General features: G+C 50.5%; 19 protein-coding genes and 2 tRNA genes. 11 read left to right on the top strand and 10 right to left on the bottom strand.

The window, feature by feature from the left end; all coding sequences use genetic code 11:
- Complete coding sequence (locus LVJ85_RS06910) at window positions 1-657, bottom strand: DUF484 family protein (protein ID WP_244738204.1); 657 nt, start codon at window positions 655-657, stop codon at window positions 1-3.
- Window positions 657-1,505 carry a diaminopimelate epimerase gene (gene dapF / locus LVJ85_RS06905; protein WP_244738202.1) on the bottom strand — a complete coding sequence of 283 codons (849 nt, stop codon included), beginning with the start codon at window positions 1,503-1,505 and terminating at the stop codon, window positions 657-659. Before dapF ends, LVJ85_RS06910 begins: the two co-directional genes overlap by 1 nt.
- Before the next feature lie 569 nt (window positions 1,506-2,074).
- Between dapF and LVJ85_RS06900 the strand changes: the two genes are divergently transcribed.
- Window positions 2,075-2,425, top strand: a complete 351-nt coding sequence (locus LVJ85_RS06900) for a TonB family protein (protein ID WP_085362576.1) — start codon at window positions 2,075-2,077, stop codon at window positions 2,423-2,425.
- A gap of 41 nt (window positions 2,426-2,466) precedes the next feature.
- Window positions 2,467-2,649 (top strand): hypothetical protein, encoded by a 183-nt coding sequence (locus LVJ85_RS06895; RefSeq protein WP_143773778.1) that lies wholly within the window; start codon window positions 2,467-2,469, stop codon window positions 2,647-2,649.
- 24 nt (window positions 2,650-2,673) lie between these two features.
- Here LVJ85_RS06895 and ushA read toward each other — a convergent pair whose 3' ends face one another.
- A complete protein-coding gene (gene ushA, locus LVJ85_RS06890) occupies window positions 2,674-4,251 on the bottom strand; it encodes a bifunctional UDP-sugar hydrolase/5'-nucleotidase UshA (protein ID WP_244738201.1) in 1,578 nt (525 codons plus the stop codon).
- Between the two features lie 266 nt (window positions 4,252-4,517).
- Between ushA and LVJ85_RS06885 the strand changes: the two genes are divergently transcribed.
- The 4 genes from LVJ85_RS06885 (at window position 4,518) to trmA (ending at window position 8,237) form a co-directional block, all read left to right on the top strand.
- A complete protein-coding gene (locus tag LVJ85_RS06885) occupies window positions 4,518-5,543 on the top strand; it encodes a YeiH family protein (RefSeq protein ID WP_244738199.1) in 1,026 nt (341 codons plus the stop codon).
- Between the two features lie 91 nt (window positions 5,544-5,634).
- Window positions 5,635-5,922, top strand: coding sequence for a hypothetical protein (locus tag LVJ85_RS06880; RefSeq protein ID WP_085362578.1), 288 nt, complete (start codon window positions 5,635-5,637; stop codon window positions 5,920-5,922).
- Between the two features lie 172 nt (window positions 5,923-6,094).
- On the top strand, window positions 6,095-6,985 hold the full coding sequence (locus LVJ85_RS06875; RefSeq protein WP_085362579.1) for an NAD(+) kinase: 891 nt from the start codon (window positions 6,095-6,097) through the stop codon (window positions 6,983-6,985).
- A gap of 160 nt (window positions 6,986-7,145) precedes the next feature.
- The gene (trmA, locus tag LVJ85_RS06870) at window positions 7,146-8,237 is read left to right on the top strand and encodes a tRNA (uridine(54)-C5)-methyltransferase TrmA (RefSeq protein ID WP_244738197.1); all 1,092 of its coding nucleotides are present in this window, start codon (window positions 7,146-7,148) and stop codon (window positions 8,235-8,237) included.
- A 75-nt stretch (window positions 8,238-8,312) separates the two neighbouring features.
- Here the strand turns inward: trmA and LVJ85_RS06865 are convergent, their stop codons facing one another.
- The 3 genes from LVJ85_RS06865 to LVJ85_RS06855 all read right to left on the bottom strand — a co-directional run bounded on the left by LVJ85_RS06865 (window position 8,313) and on the right by LVJ85_RS06855 (window position 9,504).
- Complete coding sequence (locus tag LVJ85_RS06865) at window positions 8,313-8,933, bottom strand: NAD(P)H-hydrate epimerase (RefSeq protein ID WP_244738196.1); 621 nt, start codon at window positions 8,931-8,933, stop codon at window positions 8,313-8,315.
- 332 nt (window positions 8,934-9,265) lie between these two features.
- Window positions 9,266-9,352 (bottom strand) — tRNA-Leu (locus LVJ85_RS06860).
- A gap of 65 nt (window positions 9,353-9,417) precedes the next feature.
- Window positions 9,418-9,504 (bottom strand) — tRNA-Leu (locus tag LVJ85_RS06855).
- A gap of 72 nt (window positions 9,505-9,576) precedes the next feature.
- Between LVJ85_RS06855 and rnr the strand changes: the two genes are divergently transcribed.
- Both rnr and LVJ85_RS06845 read left to right on the top strand, forming a co-directional pair.
- Window positions 9,577-11,952 (top strand): ribonuclease R, encoded by a 2,376-nt coding sequence (gene rnr, locus LVJ85_RS06850; protein WP_244738195.1) that lies wholly within the window; start codon window positions 9,577-9,579, stop codon window positions 11,950-11,952.
- A gap of 140 nt (window positions 11,953-12,092) precedes the next feature.
- Window positions 12,093-12,407 (top strand): hypothetical protein, encoded by a 315-nt coding sequence (locus LVJ85_RS06845; protein WP_244738192.1) that lies wholly within the window; start codon window positions 12,093-12,095, stop codon window positions 12,405-12,407.
- Window positions 12,408-12,472: 65 nt separating this feature from the next.
- Here the strand turns inward: LVJ85_RS06845 and tadA are convergent, their stop codons facing one another.
- Window positions 12,473-13,189, bottom strand: a complete 717-nt coding sequence (tadA, locus tag LVJ85_RS06840; RefSeq protein ID WP_244738190.1) for a tRNA adenosine(34) deaminase TadA — start codon at window positions 13,187-13,189, stop codon at window positions 12,473-12,475.
- 211 nt (window positions 13,190-13,400) lie between these two features.
- On the opposite strand from tadA, the gene tkt reads away from it, so the two are divergent.
- The 3 genes from tkt (at window position 13,401) to LVJ85_RS06825 (ending at window position 18,318) form a co-directional block, all read left to right on the top strand.
- A complete protein-coding gene (tkt, locus tag LVJ85_RS06835; protein WP_244738188.1) occupies window positions 13,401-15,392 on the top strand; it encodes a transketolase in 1,992 nt (663 codons plus the stop codon).
- Between the two features lie 237 nt (window positions 15,393-15,629).
- The gene (locus tag LVJ85_RS06830; protein WP_244738182.1) at window positions 15,630-16,511 is read left to right on the top strand and encodes a hypothetical protein; all 882 of its coding nucleotides are present in this window, start codon (window positions 15,630-15,632) and stop codon (window positions 16,509-16,511) included.
- A gap of 28 nt (window positions 16,512-16,539) precedes the next feature.
- Entirely contained in the window at window positions 16,540-18,318 is a 1,779-nt protein-coding gene (locus tag LVJ85_RS06825; RefSeq protein WP_244742917.1) for a WG repeat-containing protein, read from the top strand.
- 196 nt (window positions 18,319-18,514) lie between these two features.
- Here LVJ85_RS06825 and LVJ85_RS06820 read toward each other — a convergent pair whose 3' ends face one another.
- From LVJ85_RS06820 to lptE, 3 genes are all read right to left on the bottom strand, one after another.
- Window positions 18,515-18,934 carry a hypothetical protein gene (locus tag LVJ85_RS06820; protein ID WP_085362588.1) on the bottom strand — a complete coding sequence of 140 codons (420 nt, stop codon included), beginning with the start codon at window positions 18,932-18,934 and terminating at the stop codon, window positions 18,515-18,517.
- A gap of 115 nt (window positions 18,935-19,049) precedes the next feature.
- Entirely contained in the window at window positions 19,050-20,051 is a 1,002-nt protein-coding gene (gene holA, locus LVJ85_RS06815) for a DNA polymerase III subunit delta (RefSeq protein WP_244742913.1), read from the bottom strand.
- Window positions 20,051-20,530: an LPS assembly lipoprotein LptE gene (lptE, locus tag LVJ85_RS06810; RefSeq protein WP_244742910.1), complete on the bottom strand. Its 480-nt coding sequence runs from the start codon at window positions 20,528-20,530 to the stop codon at window positions 20,051-20,053. Before lptE ends, holA begins: the two co-directional genes overlap by 1 nt.
- Window positions 20,531-20,573: the final 43 nt, after the last annotated feature.

Raw genomic sequence — 20,573 nt, 5'->3', positions numbered from 1 at the left:
TTAGCGGTATCCCATCATGCGGGATAGAGCCGCGCCGATAGCATCCGCCATGTAACGCACCGTTTCCGTTTCCAAATCAGCTGCAAAACGGTGAACGTCTTCATCGCCTGCCAACAATACTGCCCCGGTTTTGCCGCCTATCGGTATCGGCAGTTGCAGAAAACTTTCGAGCACTATGCCGTCATCCGGCAACAGTGCGCGCATTTCCGCGCTGATTTTGGTGCCCAAAACCGGCGCATCCAAAGCGGCAATTTCAATATTGACCTTATCGGCTCCGGCAGGCAGGCAAACCTTTTCAGGAATACGCGTTTTGTTTTGCGGTTCGGCAATCAATACCAAACGAAACCTGCGAATATCAAAATCGTCTTCCAAAGATTGATATAAGGCCTGCACCAACTGCGCCACCGTATTGGCTTGCAGCAATTTCACGTCCAAAGCCAGTTGGCGCAGCATAATGCGGCGGTTGGCTTCCGAATCGGCCAACATGGTTTGCAGTTGGCCGGCCATTTTTTCGATTTTCAGCCGTGAAGCCGTCAATTGGGCTTGGGCAAACGAGCGCACTTTATCATCGCGCAAACGTATGCCCAGCTCATCGGCATGTTCTGCCAAAAAATCAGGATGCTCCCTTAAAAAATCCAAAACGTTTTCTTTTTTCATCAGTATTGCAGCTCACCTTCATATACAGTTTCTACCGGGCCGGTCATCATCACATCGGCGCCGGGTTGCCAAGTAATCAGTAAATCTCCACCCGGCAAGCTCACGCGCACTTCTTCTCCCTCTGCAAGCAAACCCAAGCGCATACCGGTTACCACCGCCGCACAAGCGCCGGTGCCGCAAGCTTGCGTTTCTCCCGTGCCGCGTTCGTACACTCTCAGCCGGATATGTTTATCATTGCCCACCTGCATAAAACCTACATTCACACGCTCGGGGAATTGCTCGTGCGACTCCACAGCCTCTCCCCATACCTCAACCGGAGCCGTATCCACATCTTCCACCACGATTACCGCATGCGGATTGCCCATGTTCACGCAGCTTACCGCCACAGATTCCAAGCCAATCAAAATAATATGGGTTAAAGAATCGGCGGTTTCTCCTGCTGCGGGGATAAACGGAATTTCAGACGGCATGAAATGCGGTTTGCCCATATTGACCGTAACCAAACCGTTTTCTGCCAAGCGCGGCAAGATAATCCCGCGGGCGGTTTCCACCACGATTTCCGTTTTATCGGTAAGGCCTTTGTCAACCACAAAACGCACAAAACAGCGCGCACCATTGCCGCATTGCTCCACTTCGCCACCGTCTGCATTGAAAATACGGTAGCGGAAATCCACGGCATCAGAGCTCGACTTTTCCACCAACAATAATTGGTCAAACCCCACACCGGTATGGCGGTCTGCCCATTTCGCCAAAGGCGCGCTGCTCAGGTCGAGTTGCTGGTTGATTCCGTCAACCACCATAAAGTCATTGCCCAACCCGTGCATTTTTGTAAACTTCAGCTTTTTCATGATCTTCCTTTTTCGGCCGTTTATTATGTAGAGAATAAGACACTCGGAGTAGCTGGAATCAAGGCCGTCTGAAAATTAAATAATGCTGATTCTACACCATATCGATTCATTTTGCGGCGGCAGTTCCATTCTCCGAAAATGGAAAATCTTTGGATAAAGACGGATTATACGAGTTGCATATAAGAGACAATCGGTATTTAAAAGAAACAAGCGGTATGTTTTATAATTGCCCTTAAACTCAAGAAAGATAACAGATTGTGGCTTAATCAAGTTGTTGTTATTAAATAATAAATAACCAAAATAAAAATATTTCAACGATTAGTTATTAGAGATATAAGTTCAAATTAAATTATTTTCAAACTTCCAAATAATCCGAATATCTAAAATATTTTCCGATTATCTCAATTTAGTGCTTGCAATATTATTCACCATCATGCAGAATACATAACAAGAAAAGTGTAATATTTTAATTGAATACCAAAATAATTATATTTTTCCCGATATATTTAAATATTTTGGCATTTAATGATTCAAAGATGGCCAAACACATTACGAACAAGGATAATATAATGAAAATCAAACGTGCTCTTTCCACCGTGTTTGCTTTTATGCTCCTGTCAGCCGCGCAAACGACTCTTGCCCAAGATATTACCTTTCATCAAAAAGCTTCCGAAGCCGTTCAGCCGATTATCGGTAATTTGGCTTTAAGCATTGATATCGACGCATCGGGCCAAGTGAATGATGCACGGGTTGTGCGCAGCAGCGGCTCTAAAAAAATTGATGCAGATGCAGTGAGCTGGATCCGTACGCAATATATGCGCCCGGTAACCATGAATGGCGATTCGATCCATTTCAGCGCGATCAAAGAAATTAATTTCAGCAAAACCGCTCCGATTCAACATGCAGGTTTGAGCCGCTAAACATTGCTGCTGATGTTCAATAAGAAAGCACTTTTATCTGGTTGGATAAAAGTGCTTTTGTTTATAAAAGGTTGCTTTGCAAACTTGGTGGCGACTTAACAGCAACAGACTACAAACCGAAGGAAGCAAGAGGCCGTCTGAAAAAGTTGATAGCAACTGCAACAACTTCTGAGCTGTATAAGCAAACATTAAAGCAGCAAAAATTTCAGTATCTGCTGCTTTAAAAGTTTCATAGAAAAGAACAATCTTTATTTCTCAAACTGCGACACATCTACCGGCGAATGCCGTTCAAAATAGAGTTTCAGTACATCGGCGTCGACGAAACCTGTGTTCACATAAGAAGGTCTGTCGGCCACTTTGGGATAATGATCCCCGCCGTTGGCCAGAAAATCGGAGAGTGCGAGGCGGTAAACTTGTTGTTCTTGCAAGGGTTTGCCGCCGATAAGGATATTGCTGATCACACCTTCTTTATCAACGTCGAAAGAAACATTGTCAAATTGCGGATAGCCGCCCGAGCCGGGTTTGATTTTGCTGATGGTTTGCAGGTATTCGCGCAATTCGCTGCCGGTCAGCCCCACATAGCTGATGATGTTGCCGAAAGGCTGCACGCGCAGAATGTCTTTGTAGCTGACTTTGCCGGCTTGGATGGAATCGCGGATGCCGCCGCCGTTCATCACCGATACATCGGCACCCGTGCGTTCGCGTTGGGCGCGGGCAATCAAGCGGCCGAGGTTGGTGGGTTGGTGGCGGACAACGCTGCGGTCGCCTTCGAGCTTGCCGTTTATGCTGCCGACTTCGATGCTGAATTTTTTATCCGCTTCGTCTTGATATTTTTTCAGACGGCCTGCCAGCTTTTCATCTTGCGGTATCTCTTTTTGATATAAAACGTATTCGGTTTTGCCGTCGGCCGTTTCGGTTTTGTATTTCAGGTTAACGGGAATGAGTTGGTAGGATTTCAGCGTCAGCTTGCCGTCTTTAAACGTGAAGTCGGCGCGCCCCAAATATTTGCCCCATTCGCCGGCCTGCATAATCCATGTGCCGTTTTGGAAATCGGGTTGGCAAACCTCGCCGGGGCGGTAGTCTTTTTTCAGACGGCCTTCCGAATCTACGCACACGGGGGTATGGCTGTGGCCGCCGATAATCATGTCGAACGATTTTTCGGGCAAGGCATTGGCCAGTTTGATGTCGCTGCGGTAGCCTAAGTGGGTGAGGGCGATTTTAATATCGGGCTTGCGGCGTTTGAGGTTGTTTAGGGCTTTCGATGCGGAGCGCTCGGTGTTGTCGATAATGATGTTTTCGGTGTACACCAAATTGGCGGCGGTGGCGGTTTCTTCAGTGGTTAAGCCCACCACGGCGATGCGCAGCCCTTTCTCACGCATCATCACATAGGGTTTCACCAGATATTTGCCGGTTTTTTTGTGGCGGATATTGGCGGAAATAAAGGGAAACTTCGCCCATTTTTCCTGCATGCCGAGCATTTGCAGCGGATTGTCGAATTCGTGATTACCCAAAGCCATAGCCTGATAGCCAATGGCGTTCATGGCTTCGATGTCGGGACGGGCGTTGTTGACGTCCGACTCAGGCACGCCGGTATTGATGTCGCCGGCACTCAGTACCAGCAGCGAACCGCCTTTCTGTTTCACTTCCTGCCTGATTTGTTTAACCAAAGTCTGATGGGCGGCCATACCGTATTCGCCGCGGGCGTTCGGCCAGAAACGGCCGTGGGTGTCGTTGGTGTGTAAAACGGTGATATGGTAGGTTTTTCCGCTTTGGTAAGCTTGGGCAAAAGCGGGAGCAAGCAGGGTAATGAGCAGGATTTTTTTCATGACGGCACTTCCTTCGTTTTAAGGTGATAGGGACTAATCCGATTTACAATACAATCAAAACGACGTGCAATGACACAGCCGCGAACTTAGATTTTATATTACTATAGAAACAGTTTACATTATTTAGCAAATCCTTTCCTCAAATAATGAGTGAAAACTCTAGTAATAAGAAGCGCTGAAGGCCGTCTGAAAAAAGAAAGCATAACTTCATTCAGACGGCCTCATAACAACATGAAACAAATACTTATATTCAAAAGGAAACCGAAGTGCAGAAAAGCAGGTTTGGGCTTATCCAGCTAGTGCCGCTGGCGGCGGTGTCGCTGCTGTGTATGGTGCTGGCAGAATCGCCCGTGCTGGCCGGTTGGGGCATCAGTCCGCTCACATTGGCTATTGTGGCAGGCATGTTGCTGGGCAACACTGTTTTTCTGCGCACACCGGTTTTGTTGCCTCAAGCTATTGCGTTGAGCAAAACCCATCTGCTGCGGGTTGGCATCATGCTGTACGGCTTCAGGTTGACTTTGGCGCAAATCGCTTATGTAGGCTGGCCTGCATTGCTGGTGGATGCAGCAATCGTAGCCGGAACGATGATGCTGGCCTTGAAGCTGGGGCGGCGGTTCGGGCTGGAAAACAAAACGGCAGCTTTGGTCGGTGCGGGCAGTGCGGTATGCGGAGCGGCAGCGGTATTGGCCGTGCAGCCTGTGCTCAAAGCGCAGGAACGTGATGTGGGTGTGGCCGTGGCAACCGTGGTGGTGTTCGGCACGCTGGCGATGTTTGTTTATCCGCTGCTGGCCGTTTGGTTACTGCCAAACGATGCCTCTGCCGCTGCTTGGTTTGCTTGGGGCATTTACACCGGCTCGACCGTGCATGAAGTGGCTCAGGTTGCGGCGGCGGGCGCGGCGGTGAATCCGACTGTTGCGGATGTGGCGGTGATGACCAAGATGATTCGGGTCATGCTGCTGGCTCCGTTGATTATGGCATTGCCTTTTGTGATGAGTGAATGCAGCAAGCAAACAAGCGGCGGGCGGCTGGTCATGCCGTGGTTTGTACCGGCATTTTTGGCCATGGTGGTATGGAACAGCTGGTTTCCGCTGCCGTCTGAAATCCACAAAGCTGTATTGACCTTGGATACTTTGCTGCTTACTACGGCGATGTTTGCATTGGGGTTGACGACACGTTGGCAGGCGGTAAGGGCGGCGGGTATCAAGCCGCTGCTGCTGGCGGGCGTATTGGCTTTGTGGCTGCTTATTGGTGGCGGAGCGTTGTCTTACATGGTTTACTTGCTGCTTAAATGACAACAACATGCACGGTTAAAACAGGCCGTCTGAACTTTTCAGACGGCCTTTGCTATAATCTGCGTTTATTTTTTCAGACGGCCTTTTCATCATGAATAAAGAACTGATCGGTCTTTTCTTTCTGCCCGCAGGCGTTATCTGCATGTCGATGGCGGCTTTGTGGCAGATGTACGTTATGATGACCGAAAGTTACACCCTCAACCGCTTTAAAGACAAACAACTGGTTTGGGTGGTAAGCGCGCTGTTTTTCAGCTTCAGCCTCGCCGTATATTGGTTTTGCCCGAATGCACGCAAAAAAGGCATCATTTTCGCCGTGCTCGGCGGTGGCGGTGCGCTGATGTATTTTCTGGCACGAATCTGGCTGCCGTTTAAGCAATAAAGCTTTTTTTGTTCCAATACTTTTTCAGACGGCCTTAATGCAGGCCGTTTCCGCCAAATCTTTTGAGGCCGTCTGAAATCGATTTCAAGCACTATTTCAGCTGCATACACTTTCAGAAGCGGCACAAAAACCGCTATAATCCAAGCATCTCAGACCGCACGGTTTTCCCGACATGATCAGCCAATTTAAACACATCGGCATCGTTCCCCGCCCGCAGACACCCAATATTCAGGAAACCCTGCATACCTTGGTTGAGTTTCTCGGCAGCAAAGAGCTGGATATTTATTTGGACAAAGCCAGCATTGACGACGGCTCGGTGTGCGCGGAAGACGTTGACGTGTGCAAGGTGATCGAAAAAGCCGAGTTCGGCAAGAAGTGCGATTTGGTGATCGTGCTTGGCGGAGACGGCACCTTTCTCTCCGTCGCCCGCGTGATTGCGCCGTTCAGAGTGCCGATCATCGGTGTTAACCAAGGCCATCTCGGCTTTCTAACCCAAGTGCCGCGCGAGCAGATGACGCAGATTCTAAACGGCATGCTGTCCGGCAAATATCTGCCCGAAGAGCGGATTCTTCTCGAAACCTCTTTAATCCGCAACGGCGAAACGGTTACGACTTCTCTCGCCTTAAACGACGTGGTTTTATCCCGCGGCGGGGCAGGGCAGATGATTGAATTTGAAGTCTTTATCGACAGAGAATTTGTCTATACCCAGCGTTCAGACGGCCTCATCGTTTCTACGCCCACAGGCTCCACCGCCTATGCACTGGCGGCAGGCGGGCCGATTATGCAGGCCAGCTTGCGGGCGTTTACACTGGTGCCGATTTGTCCGCAGTCGATGACCAACCGCCCGATTGCCATTGCCGACACCTGCGAAATCGAAATTCTGATTACCAAAAGCGGCGATGCCCGCGTTCACTTTGACGGACAATCCTTTATAGACGTGCAAAATTTCGACCGCATCAAAATCCACCGCTACCGCCACCCGCTGCGCGTATTGCATCCCACCGATTACCAATACTACAAAACATTGCGCCAAAAATTACATTGGGGCGAACAGTTGGTTTGATTCAACATCTCAAGCCATTAGTCTCCATAAAGCAATCTCCAACGCATTTTCTAAAAGACATAGCGTTCCCCAAAATACTATGAGGCAGCAAACGGCTACTTAGACCGCTCTGCTACCTGTATAATTGCCTTTCTGTTTTTCTCCGTAAGGACTTCCCGTTGTGACGCAACCAGTCGATTATCAGCAACAGCTAAACGATAAAATCAATTATATCAAAGCATTATTTGCATCCATTCCCACGCCCGAATTAGAAGTCTTCGCCTCGCCGGCCAAACACTACCGTATGCGCGCCGAATTCCGCGTGTGGCATGAAGGCGATGAAATGTTTTACGCCATGTTTGAAGCCGGCCGCAAAGCAGGCGGTGCTACGCTGGTGCGCTGCGATTCGTTCGACCCTGCCTGTGAAGCCATCAATCGGCTGATGCCGCAGCTGATGCAGGCAGCCGATAGCGTGCCCGTATTGAAAAACCGCTGGTATCAGGTTGAGTTTTTAGCGACCTTGAGCGGCGAAATGCTGGTTACCATGATTTACCACAAAAAACTGGATGAAACATGGCAGGCTGCTGCACGCGATGCGCAGGAAAAACTCGGCATCCGCATCGTCGGCCGCAGTAAAGGGCAGAAAATCGTGTTGGCTGAAGACTTCGTAACCGAAACGCTGCACGTTAACGGCAAGCCTTTCATTTACCGTCAATATGAAGGCAGCTTCACCCAGCCCAACGCACAAATGTGCGGACACATGCTGGCTTGGGCATGCAACGTAGCGCAACCTTTGGGCGGCGACATGCTCGAACTGTATTGCGGCAACGGCAATTTTACTTTGCCTTTGGCACACTATTTTGACCAAGTGCTGGCAACGGAAGTGTCGAAAACCTCCGTTCAGGCGGCATTATGGAACATAGAAACCAATCGCAGCAGCAACGTCAAAATAGCCAGATTGTCGGCAGAAGAATTTACCGAAGCCTACACCGGTGCGCGCGAATTCCGCCGTCTGAAAGAGCAGGGGATTTCATTGGATGATTACCGCTTTTCCACGATTTTCGTTGACCCGCCGCGTGCCGGTATCGACCAAGAAACTTTAAAGCTGGTGCAACAGTTTGAAAATATTATCTATATTTCCTGCAACCCCGAAACCTTGCATCAGAATTTGGAAGTATTGTCCACCACGCATCACGTCCGCCGCATGGCTTTGTTTGACCAGTTTCCGTTTACCCATCATATCGAAAGCGGCGTTTGGCTGGAGAAAAAATAAGCCTGATATTGCATGCGCCCAAACCGCAGTTAAACCAAAGCCGTATGCTTGTTTGCATACGGCTTTTGTTTTTATTCAAACAATATCAATGCACACAATCTCGCCACATAATTCTTTCCCCGCCGGGCTGAAATGCCCCGGCTTAAACGCGGCAAAAGTATAAGTGAGGTCAGCCTTAAACGCATCTTTATCCGCCTCGCCCGTATCACCGTTTAGGCCGGTAGGGATATCCAAAGCAATCTTGATGCCGTCTGAAACGTTTAACAATCGGCAGGCTTGCGCCACCGATACAGGCAAATCACCGCTGAACCCGGTGCCGAAAATCCCTTCGATAATCAAGTCGTAATGTTCTTTCAGACGGCCTTCCAGCAGATCCGGCGGTATAAATTCAATACCCGGTAAATGTTCCAAGCGACTGCGGTTTAAAGCAGCAAGTTCCGATACTTCATTGCCCAACAAAAAAACAATATCGGCCTTCCAGCCGTGCTGTAGGAGAACCCGAGCAATGACCAAACCGTCGCCGCCGTTGTTCCCCTTGCCGCACACAATCAAAGCGCGTCCGGTGTCAGGGTGGCGTTTAAGTATGTCGGCGGCCGCGCCTTGACCGGCATTTTCCATCAATTGCTCAAAACTCGTACCCGCATCGACAGCTTCCTGTTCATAGCGGCGCATTTCGGCAGCAGTGCAGATTTTCATGGCAACTCCCTTCATACAGGGTTTATATAGAATGAGGCCGTCTGAAAACTTTTAGCACAACATTAGATAAGCCTGTTTTCAGACGGCCTTGGTATTGTAGAAAAAAGCATAGCAAAAAAGCAAGGTAAGGCATTGAATCAGATGAAATACCGTTTTCAATCTTGATGCTGAAAACAGAAATACTTAATTGAGAACAGGCTGAAGGCGGTTTGCCGTCGTTCTACCGTAAAATGCGGCAGTTCGGCTATGAATATTGAATCACTTTATGTAAAAATAATTAAAACCCATATCGTACAGGCAATAAAAAATCCGGTTTCAAACCGGAGTATTTTTGGTGCCCAGGAGAAGACTCGAACTTCCACACCCGTGAGGATACTAGCACCTGAAGCTAGCGCGTCTACCAATTCCGCCACCTGGGCCATGTTGATTTTTCTGTGTTTTTACTGCATTAAGGCAAAAATAATGTTTCCTAACCGGAAACCGATGGTGCCCAGGAGAAGACTCGAACTTCCACACCCGTGAAGATACTAGCACCTGAAGCTAGCGCGTCTACCAATTCCGCCACCTGGGCTTTGCTTTAATCTTTGCTTTACGTTAAAGTGTCGCCTGCAAAGAGATGTGAATTATATATTTAAATGGAAGATTGTCAATCATCAAAATGAAGAAAAATACTAAGTCTCTCAGTTTAAGAGAGAAAGATCCTTTTTTGAGCCGAGAGCAGCAAAGATACGAAAATCCGTTGCCCAGCCGCGAATGGATTATCGAATTATTAGAGCAGGAAGGCGTGCCTTTGCAGATTCCTGTTTTGGCAGACAAACTCTCGGTTACTCGGGAAGAATACGAATTTTTCGAACGCCGCATCAAAGCAATGGCGCGCGACGGTCAAGTGTTGATCAACCGACGCGGAGCCGTTTGCGCGGCAGACAAACTGGCTTTGGTAAAATGCCGTATCGAAGCCCATAAAGACGGATTCGGCTTTGCCGTACCTTTAATGCCGACGGGCGAAGGCGATTTTGTTTTATACGAACGCCAAATGCGCGGCTTAATGCACGGCGATATTGTGACCGTGCGTCCGGCCGGCACCGACCGTAGAGGCCGTCGCGAAGGGCAGGTCTTGGATATTGTCGAGCGCGCCCAAAAACAAGTGGTCGGGCGTTTTTATGTAGAACGCGGCATTGCCATTCTCGAGCCTGAAGACCACCGTTTAACGCAAAGTATTGTATTGGAGCCGGACAGTATCACCACACTCAAACCCGAATCCGGCCAAGTTGTCGTAGCGGAAATCGAAAGCTATCCCGACGGCCACCGCCCGGCGGTTGCCAAGCTGATAGAGGTATTGGGCGATTATGCCGACAGCGGCATGGAAATCGAAATCGCCGTTCGCAAACACCAACTGCCGCATATCTTCAGCGAAGCCTGTTTAGAGGCTGCTGCAAACATTCCCGACCATGTTACGCCGCAAGACATCAAAGACCGCGTCGATTTGCGCGACCTGCCTTTGGTTACGATAGACGGCGAAACTGCACGTGACTTCGACGATGCGGTTTATGCCGAAAAACAAGGCCGCAACTACCGGCTGATTGTGGCGATTGCCGACGTCAGCCACTATGTGCGCCCCAACGACGCAATCGATAAAGATGCCCAAGAACGCGCCACCAGCGTGTATTTCCCGCGCCGCGTGATTCCGATGTTGCCGGAAAATCTTTCCAACGGCATTTGTTCGCTGAATCCCGATGTGGACCGCCTGTGTATAGTGTGCGACATGGTGGTAACGTATGCCGGCAATATTAAAGAATACACATTCTATCCGGCAGTGATGCGCTCGCACGCCCGCTTAACCTACACGCAGGTTTGGGACTGGATAGAGCAGGGCGACGATTATCCGCACAAAGCGCAGATCGAACCTTTATACAAGCTGTTTCAGATTTTGCAGAACAAACGCCAAAAACGCGGCGCAATGGAGTTTGAAAGCACCGAAACGCAGATGATTTTTGACGACAACGGCAAAATCGAGCGTATCGTGCCGGTTGTCCGCAATGATGCGCATAAACTGATTGAAGAATGTATGCTGGCTGCCAATGTGTGCGCGGCTGAATTTTTGCTGAAACACAAGCATCCTTCGCTTTTCCGCAACCACTTAGGCCCCACGCCGGAAAAACTGGCGGTTTTGCGCGAACAGCTCGGCTTACTCGGCCTGCATCTGGGCGGCGGAGACAATCCGGCACCGAAAGATTACGCACTCTTGGCCGAACAGTGTGCAGAGCGCCCCGATGCCGAACTGCTTCAAGTAATGTTGTTGCGCTCCATGCAGCAGGCGGTTTACGAACCCGGCAACCAAGGCCACTTCGGACTCGCTTATGAAGCCTATACCCACTTCACTTCTCCCATCCGCCGCTATCCCGATTTGACCGTACACCGCGCCATCAAAGCCGTGCTGCAAGGCGAACAATACAAACCGGAATCTTGGCAGGCTTTGGGCGTACACACTTCATTCTGCGAACGCCGCGCCGACGATGCCAGCCGTGATGTGGAAAACTGGCTGAAAACCTACTACATGCGCGACAAGATCGGCGAAGTGTTTGAAGGCCGTATCAGCGGCATGGCCAATTTCGGCATTTTCGTTACTTTAGACAATCTCCATATCGAAGGCATGGTCCACATCAGCGATTTGGGCGAAGATTACTTCAACTACCGCCCCGAAATCATGGCCATGCAGGGCGAACGCAGCGGCGTGCGCTTCAATATGGGCGACCGCGTTACCGTGAAAGTGGCACGCGCCGATTTGGATACCAGCAAAATTGACTTAACCCTGATCAGCGGCGGCGAAGTGCCACGAAAGAAAAGCAGAAAAGCCGGCGTTCAGACGGCCTCAGCAGCACCGGCTGCACGCAGCAAACGGGGAGTTACGGTGAAAGTGGAGTCGGGTGCTAAAGCTTCATCCGACCGTAATTCTCACGAAGAAAAGCGGAAAAAACGCAGCCGTAGCGAAAGCACCAAAGCCAAGCGTAAGAAGCGTTAACCGCTTATTTGGCGAGACCCGCTTAGCGGGTTTCGCCAAGCTCACAAAACTTGCTTTCAGACGGCCTTCTGCTATTTATTGTAGTGAGTGAAACACAGGCCAAACACTCTGCTTGTGATAAGAAATTTAAGGAATTGAATATGCCTATTCATTACAACGAAGTGGTAAAGACTGTCGTATTCGATGTCATTGAAACTGCTGATGATGGTCTGGTGTACAGACTTGAAATACTTAAAACGCCTAATGGCTACAAGGGAGAATTGTTTCGATTGGATACCTATTCTCTGCAGTGTTCTTTTGTTAGATATAGGCCTGATGAAAGTATTTACGTTATAGACGGCCATTTCCACTCAATAAATTTAGATGTAAGGACTTTTGAAAGCCCACAAGAATGTATAGATTTTGTAGCCAAATCATTAGAAGAAAAATTCTCCATAAACCATCAGAACACCTGAGTGAAGTAGGAAAAAAATAAGAACCGCTGCGGAAAAGTAAATACTTTTCCGCTTTCTTTATAGTATTAACGCCGACTACTGAAAAACCGCTTCAACATCTCGCCACACTCATCCGCCAAAATCCCGCCTTTTACCGCCGTATGGCAGTTAAGACGGCTATTCGCAAACAAATCGCACACGCTTCCTGCCGCTCCGGTTTTCGGTTCTGCCGCACCATAAATAACCCGCCGCACCCGCGCCTGAATCAACGCGCCCGTACACATGCAGCACGGTTCTAAAGTGATATACACATCGCAGCCGTCCAAGCGGTAATTCTTCAAAACTTCCCCCGCCGCCGACAGCGCATTGATTTCAGCGTGTCGGCTGATGCTGCATCCGGTAACGCAAGTATTGTGTGCGGCAGCAATTACTTCACCGTCGCGCACCACCACCGATCCGACCGGTATTTCGCCCACCGCTGCCGACTGTTCGGCCTGCGCCAAAGCCTCGCGCATAAAATGTTCCATCTCGGCCAATGGCGGAAAAACATCAACGGGCGGATGTTGCTTCAACTTTTCCAGCAGTTCGGCCTTTTCAGACGGCATCAAGTCTTGCGGTTTAACACCACGAATTAAAGCCTCAAGCTGCCACAAAGTGCTGCGGGTAATCGTTAATCCGGCAGCCTTCAGCAGCAAAAATGCCTTAACCGAACCATGCGCGTGCAAATCCTCAAGCGTTTGAATGCCGAGCGAATTTAACGTGTGCAAAACATTAAGCGTGAGCGGAGGGTGGGTAAGCTGCATCGGAAACAGGCCGTCTGAAAAGAAAGAGGAAGATTTTACAAGATATAAGCCGGGCAAGATACTTGAGCAACGGCAAGTATCCAAACAATCATCAGTTTGCCTTGCCCATCCCCATCAAAAATCCTTCAGGCCGTCTGAAACCGCCTTGAAACGCCTTGAGAATCGGGCGATAATCCAAGCGTTTTTACCCCTAAACAACAAAGGTATCCAAATGGCTTCTCAACTGGCAAACGCCATCCGTTTTCTTTCCGTCGACGCAGTTCAAAAAGCCAATTCCGGCCACCCCGGTGCGCCGATGGGCATGGCTGAAATGGCCGAAGTGCTGTGGACGAAATTTTTAAACCACAACCCCGCCAACCCCAAATTCTACAACCGCGACCGTTTCGTCCTTTCCAACGGCCACGCATCCATGATTCTTTACAGCCTGCTGCACCTTACCGGCTACAACGTATCTATTGAAGACCTGAAAAACTTCCGCCAACTGCACAGCAAAACCCCCGGCCACCCCGAATACGGCTACACCGACGGCGTGGAAACCACCACCGGCCCGTTGGGGCAAGGCATTGCCAACGCAGTCGGCATGGCGCTGGCCGAAAAAATCCTCGCCGCCGAATTCAATAAAGACGGCCTCGATATCGTCGACCACCACACCTACGTATTCATGGGCGACGGCTGCCTGATGGAAGGCGTGTCGCACGAAGCCTGCTCGCTGGCCGGCACTTTGGGCTTGGGCAAACTGATCGTGCTCTACGACGACAACAATATCTCCATCGACGGCAAAGTCGACGGCTGGTTTACCGAAAACATTCCGCAACGCTTTGAAAGCTACGGCTGGCATGTGGTGCCGAACGTAAACGGCCACGACACCGCCGCCATTCAGACGGCCATCGAAGCGGCCAAAGCCGAAACCGGCAAACCCTCCATCATCTGCTGCAAAACCCTGATCGGCAAAGGTGCGGCCACCAAAGAAGGCAGCCACAAAACCCATGGCGCACCGCTGGGAGCCGAAGAAATCGAAGCCACCCGCAAACATTTGGGCTGGAATCACGGCCCGTTTGAAATCCCGCAAGACGTTTACGCCGCGTGGAGTGCCAAAGAAAAAGGCGCGAAACTCGAAGCCGGATGGAACGAAAAATTTGCCCGTTATCAAGAAAAATTCCCCGCCGAAGCCGCCGAATTCGTGCGCCGCATGAACGGCACTCTGCCGGAAAACTTCGATGCCTATGTTCAGACGGCCTTAAAAGAAGTGTGCGGTAAAGCCGAAAAAATCGCCACCCGCAAGGCCAGCCAAAACAGCATTGAAATCCTCGCCAAAGTCTTACCCGAATTTGTTGGCGGTTCCGCCGACCTCACCCCGTCGAACCTCACCGATTGGTCGGCAAGCAAAGCCGTAACCAGCGAAAACGGCGGCAACTATATCCACTACGGCGTACGCGAATTCGGCATGGCCGCCATCATGAACGGCATGACCCTGCACGGCGGCGTGAAACCCTTCGGTGCCACCTTCCTGATGTTCAGCGAATACGCCCGCAACGCCCTGCGCATGGCCTCGCTGATGAAAATCAACCCGATTTTCGTGTTTACCCACGACTCCATCGGCCTCGGCGAAGACGGCCCCACCCACCAACCCGTCGAGCAAACCGCCACCCTGCGCCTGATTCCCAACATGGCCGTATGGCGTCCGTGCGACACCGCCGAATCACTGGTGGCATGGGCAGAAGCCGCCAAAGCGGCCGACCATCCGAGCTGTCTGATTTTCAGCCGCCAAAACCTGCCGTTTATCCCGCGCAACCAAGCCCAGTTGGATAACATCAAACGCGGCGGCTATGTCATCAGCGAAGCCGAAAACGGCCAAGCCCAAGCCGTGGTGATTGCTACCGGCTCCGAAGTCGAGTTGGCTTTGAACGCGCAAAAAGCATTGGCCGAACAAGGCATTGCCGTAAACGTCGTTTCCATGCCTTCCACCAACGTATTCGACCGGCAAGATGCCGCCTACCGCAACAGCGTACTGCCGCAAAACCTGCCGCGCATCGCCGTTGAAGCAGGCGTTACCGACGGCTGGTACAAATACGTCGGCCTGAACGGTGCCGTAGTCGGCCTCGACCGCTTCGGCGAATCGGCTCCGGCAGAACTGCTGTTTAAAGAATTCGGCTTTACCGTTGATAATGTGGTAAACACCGTAAAAGCCGTGCTGAAAGGTTAAGTGTAAGCTAGTTGTGAAAGAGGCCGTCTGAAAAGTATTTTTCAGACGGCCTTTGATTTAAAATCGTCGTACAATAACCGCTACAAACATCATCCCGTTGAATATAGCGGAACGCACGTTCTTCCGCATTTTCAAACCGCATAAACGATTATATGGCGGTATTATCATAACTTCGATATTATGCCTTCTCAATATTTTTCCAGTTGTCAATGCAACTTCGTTTGCCAGGAATTTTTGATGAAAAAAGCTGTTTTGCCTGTATTGCTTTCCCTAGTGCTGAGTGCCTGCCAATCTACGCCGAAAGAAGATCGCAACGTCTATACCAATATCAACGAGCTTCCGCAAACCCAAGCGGATTTTTTGAAGCGCACGGCTGCGGCTCAAGAAGCGGCAAAAGGCTTGCCGGTGCAAAAAGTGGTTTATTTTGATGCCGAATGGAATGTTAAAGAGCAGGCCGATCCCAAAGGGTTTTACCGCGAATCTTACGGCTTGCAGGATAACGGCCTTTATCTGATGCAAGACTTTTTTGCCGACGGGCGCAAGCAAACCGATGTGTTTTACGGCGTTAATATCGAAAGCCCGCTCACCAGCAGCGTTCGAGGATATCTGGCCGTTTATACGCCCGAAGGCAAGCTGGATGCAGTTTATTTCAACCACGACAATAAGCAGTTCAACCGTATCGGTTTCTGCGACGACGGCTCTATGTGCGCCGAGCAGCGTTTAAGCGAAAACAGCAGCAGCGAAACCATCTACTACAAAGGTAAGAAAATAGACGAGTGGTCGCGCACGGGCGGCCGAATCGAATACGAAGAAAGCCGCAAGCATTGGTATCTCAACGGGCAGATGGCGATGTCTTTAAATGCCCGCAAAGAAACAAACCGCAAAACCACAATAGAAATTCAATACCGCCTTGAAGACGGCACGCTTTCCACCGTTGAGCCTGCCACGGAAAGCTACCGCTTTATCAAACAAAAAATTATCGACACCGAACGCGATGTATATGGCCGCGAGCCTGCCGCAAAGAAAAAGAAAGTCCAAGCCAGCCCTCCGGCTGAAAAAGCATCGCCGAATACCCAATCGAATACGGAAAACCCTAAACAAAACAAAGCTGATGAATAGGTTTTCGCACGCCCATCAAGGAATCCGAATGAAATTACGTTTATTAGCCCTTTGCCTGCCTTTACTGTTTGCCGCATGTGCCAGCCGCACCGCGCCCGATGCGCCCGCTGCGGTTGAGGAACAAACAGACGTGATGCCGTCTGAAACCGAAAAAACCGCCCCTGCCACTCAAGCAAACGATGAAAGCGTTTTGTTTTATGTGATTGAAAAACCGCTGTATCCCGAGTGTAAAGTTTCTGCGGAAACCCGCTATACCTTGCTGGATAAAAACGGCACGGCCAAAATCGCCGAACAAGATGGTTTCATCTACCCGCTCACCGCCATTCCCAACATCGAAAAGAATTTGACTCAGGAAGAGAAAAAGCTTTTGGCGACTTTGTTTATGTCGGAGAAAAAACCCGAGCAACCGGCTTCCAAAGCGCAACGCAAAAAACACTGTTTGGATGCCCGAACACTCGCCAAAAGAAACCGCGGGTCGTCTTCCAAAATGGGCATCATCAATGCAGAAGGCGAATGGCTGGCCGAGCCGTTTGTGAGCAAGTGGCATCCCGATATTGATGCTTTGCTGCTTCAAAAATTACAACAACTTTTCCCCGGCAAATTTCAGACGGCCTCAGAAAAAGCCCAAAAGCACCAAGCACGCATACAGCAAGATGCCGGTACGGCAGTTTCTTTGTTCTTTCCGAGTGATAAAGCAAACAGCGCCATGGTTTACGACAATGCCGGCACGCAAACGGTGGGGCTGTTCGACGTTAACGGCAGCTGGCTGATTAATCCGCAAGATTTTAAACAACGCGCTTACAACCGCTTGATTCCTTTCCGCAATCCGCAAAATTTCGAGCTGTGGATGTCAGTCAAACAGCAAGGCGGAAAAAAATGCTACGGCTTGGTCAACGCCAAAGGAGAAGATGTTTTACCGCCCGAATTTGAATATTTCCCGGTTGATTGGATGAATCAAGCAGGCAGATTCCCCGTAAAAACATGTAACGGCTTGGAAAAAGGATTTGTCGACCTGCAAGGGCAGTGGATATTCAAAATGCCGCTCGAATACAGCCATCTCGATATCAGCGGCCCGATGGCTCCAAATGGCTGGTTTCGCGTTACCTCGAAAGAAACCGGCTACACGGGCATGATGGATTCGGCAGGCAAACTGCGCATACCGGTGAGGTTTAAAAAGTTGGAACCGCTCGATAACGGAGAATATGTGATGGTTCTCGACGACAAAAACCTCAACGGCGTGCTGAATGCCCAAGGAGAGTGGACGCTCAAGCCGAAAAAAGAAAGCATCAAGCATCTGCCGAACAGCTCTTTGCTGGAAATAACCCAAGCAAGTGGAGAAGCTCAAGTCTCGAGCTATCAATACCGCACGCTAAACGGCCAAGAAATAGCAGAACCTTTTACCGAAAAAGGCGTGGAATTGGTGTTTGGCTTCGACAAGCAAGGCTACGGATTCGCCCGCAAAATAGATGCCGACCGCCAAGCCATGCTCAACCAAGAAGGCTTCGTGAATGAACAAGGCGAATGGATCATCCAGCCGGAATACAGCTTTACCTTGTTGAACCACGATACCAAGCCGGGTAAAAAGGCACAAAAGTCAAACGAAACACCTGCTTCCAGCCCTGCAAAAAAATCCGGCAGCAAAGTTCCCGGCTCAGACTTGCAACACATCCGCTTCAACGAACACGGCCTGCTGATTGCGGCTAAAAACGGTAAAAAAGGCGTAATCGACCGCCAAGGCAAAATCGTTTTACCTTTTGAATACAAGCACATCAGCCTTTACAGCAACAGCATTGTGGCCAAGCAATAGAGAGGTTTCCATAAAAGCTTGAGGCCGTCTGAAAACGAGCTTTGCGAGTTTTGCTAAAGCGAGCTTTGCTGTTTTTTTCAATACAGCCTTGCCGTTATGGATAAGAGGCCGTCTGAAAAACAGCAGACGGCCTCCATATAAAAAAGCTGCCCGACAAATCAGGCAGCTTTTTTATGCTTCATACGACATAGCGATATCAGCGATGCGGGCGGCGTTGGCCTTTCATTTGCTGTTGCGCCATTTGGTTCATTTGTTGGCGGGTAGGGCGGTTTTTCATCATTGCGTGTGCTTCTTCAACCGAGCATTTTTGCGCCATGCACAAAATCGTAATCACGTCTTTTTGCGCTTGGCCGCCGCTGTGGTACATACGGCGCAGGTTGGCTTCGTTCACGCGGCCTTTTTCCGGGTCGATGTCGAATTTTTTCAAACGCTCGAGAAACTGGCGTTGTTGGCGGCGCGAAGACCAAATCAAACCGAAAACCGTGCCGGCGACAACGGCAACTGCCAGCAAAATCGCAATCGGCCAAGAATCGGTAAATAAGACGAAAATCAAGCTTAATACTGCGGCAGTCAGCACCGCGAGGCCGCCTAAGCGGAGTTTGGTTTTGTTATCCATATCGTTGTGTTTCCTTGAAGAACTTGGTTTTTCAGGCCGTCTGAAAGCAAGCTTTGGGGGTTTCGTTAAAACTTTTCAGACGGCCTGTTGTGTAAATGGGTGCATATTATATCCGTTACAAGGCCAAACCCGTAACCAAATGTTTAAATTCCGCCCACGCATTGCCGTCTTCCGCACCCTTGATGATGCGGTCGATGCGGGCGCAATCTTGCAAGGCGGCAAGCAAACGGCTGATGCTGATGCGCTTTACCGCCATCAGTGCGAGGGTTTGTTTGTCGCCCCACAAACGCAGGCTGTTGCGCACGGCCTGTATGCTCTGGCCTTGCTTCAGCGCGGCGGTCAGGCGGATGAGGGTACGGATGTCTTCGGCTACCGCCCACAGCAGCAACACCGGCTCTTCGCCTTCGGCTTCCAACCCTTCGAGCAGGCGGGCAACGCGGGCACTGTCGCCGCTCATCCACGCGCCTGCAAGTTGGAACACATCAAAACGGGCGACATTGGCGACGGCGGCTTCGGCATCCGCCATATTCACGAGATGGCCGGCAGGATGTAGCAGCGCGAGCTTGTCGATTTCCTGCTTGGCGGCCAAGAGATTGCCCTCCACGCGTTCGGCAAACAAAGCCAGCGCATCGGGTTCGATATTGAGTTTTAAAGCGTTCAGACGGCCTCTTATCCATTGCGGCAAGGCTGCACCGGTAACGGCTTTAGCTTCCAACACCACGCCGTGCGCCGCCAACGCGCCGAACCATTTGGCCTGCGTTTGGGCGCGCTCGAGTTTGGGCAGCATCACAATGATCACAGTGTCTTCCGGCAGATTTTCCGCCAGCGATTGCAGCGCATCGCCGCCGTTTTTGCCGGGCTTGCCGTTCGGGATATGGATTTCCAGCAGCTTCAGATCGGCGAACAAACCCATGCTGCCGGCGGAGTGCAATAATTCGTTCCAATCGAACGCATTATCGGCGGTATAGACTTCGCGGTTGAGATAGCCTTGCTGTTTGGCGGCGGCACGCAAAGTGTCCAATGCTTCCACGCGGAGCAAATCCTCTTCGCCGTGAATCACATACAGCGGTTTCAGCGGCAAATCGGGCGATACCTGTTCGATACTCATTACCGGCATCAGTTGGCCTTCAAAAAGGTTAGGCGGCGCACGATTTGGTCGGCTGCATCGGCACGCATTTCCGCCCAAATGGTGGCTTCTTCTTCCTGTTTGCCCAATACTTCGCTGTCGGCATAATCCATCTTGCGTTCAATCAACACCACCATAGGCTCGCCTTGCGGACGCCCGTTCACAAGCATCTGAGCCACTACGCGCAAAGTCAGCAGATATTCATTGATGTCCGCCGCGCGCGTAATCGTATGAATATCACGCTGGGCTTGGGCGGCATTAACCACAATCGTCGCCTGCGCCTGCCCCGCAGACACAGGCTTGCCGTCGGCCCGTCGTAACGCATTTTCCAACGGCTGGCGCATAGATTGCACGCCTTCCACATGCCAAGAAGGATAGGGCAACTTACTCGGCGTACCGGCCATCCCTTTTAAATGAAAGCCGCAAGCGGCAATCAGCAGAGTTGCGGCGGTCAAAAATATCTTTTTCATAACGGCTTTCACAGTCAGATAAACAGATGGGGATTATAGCCCA

It is taken from the genome of Neisseria sp. Dent CA1/247 (assembly GCF_022870825.1).
Taxonomy (GTDB): Bacteria; Pseudomonadota; Gammaproteobacteria; order Burkholderiales; family Neisseriaceae; genus Neisseria; species Neisseria zoodegmatis.
The sequence above is the reverse complement of the archived record's forward strand: the minus strand, read 5'-3'. Positions and strand labels throughout refer to the sequence as shown.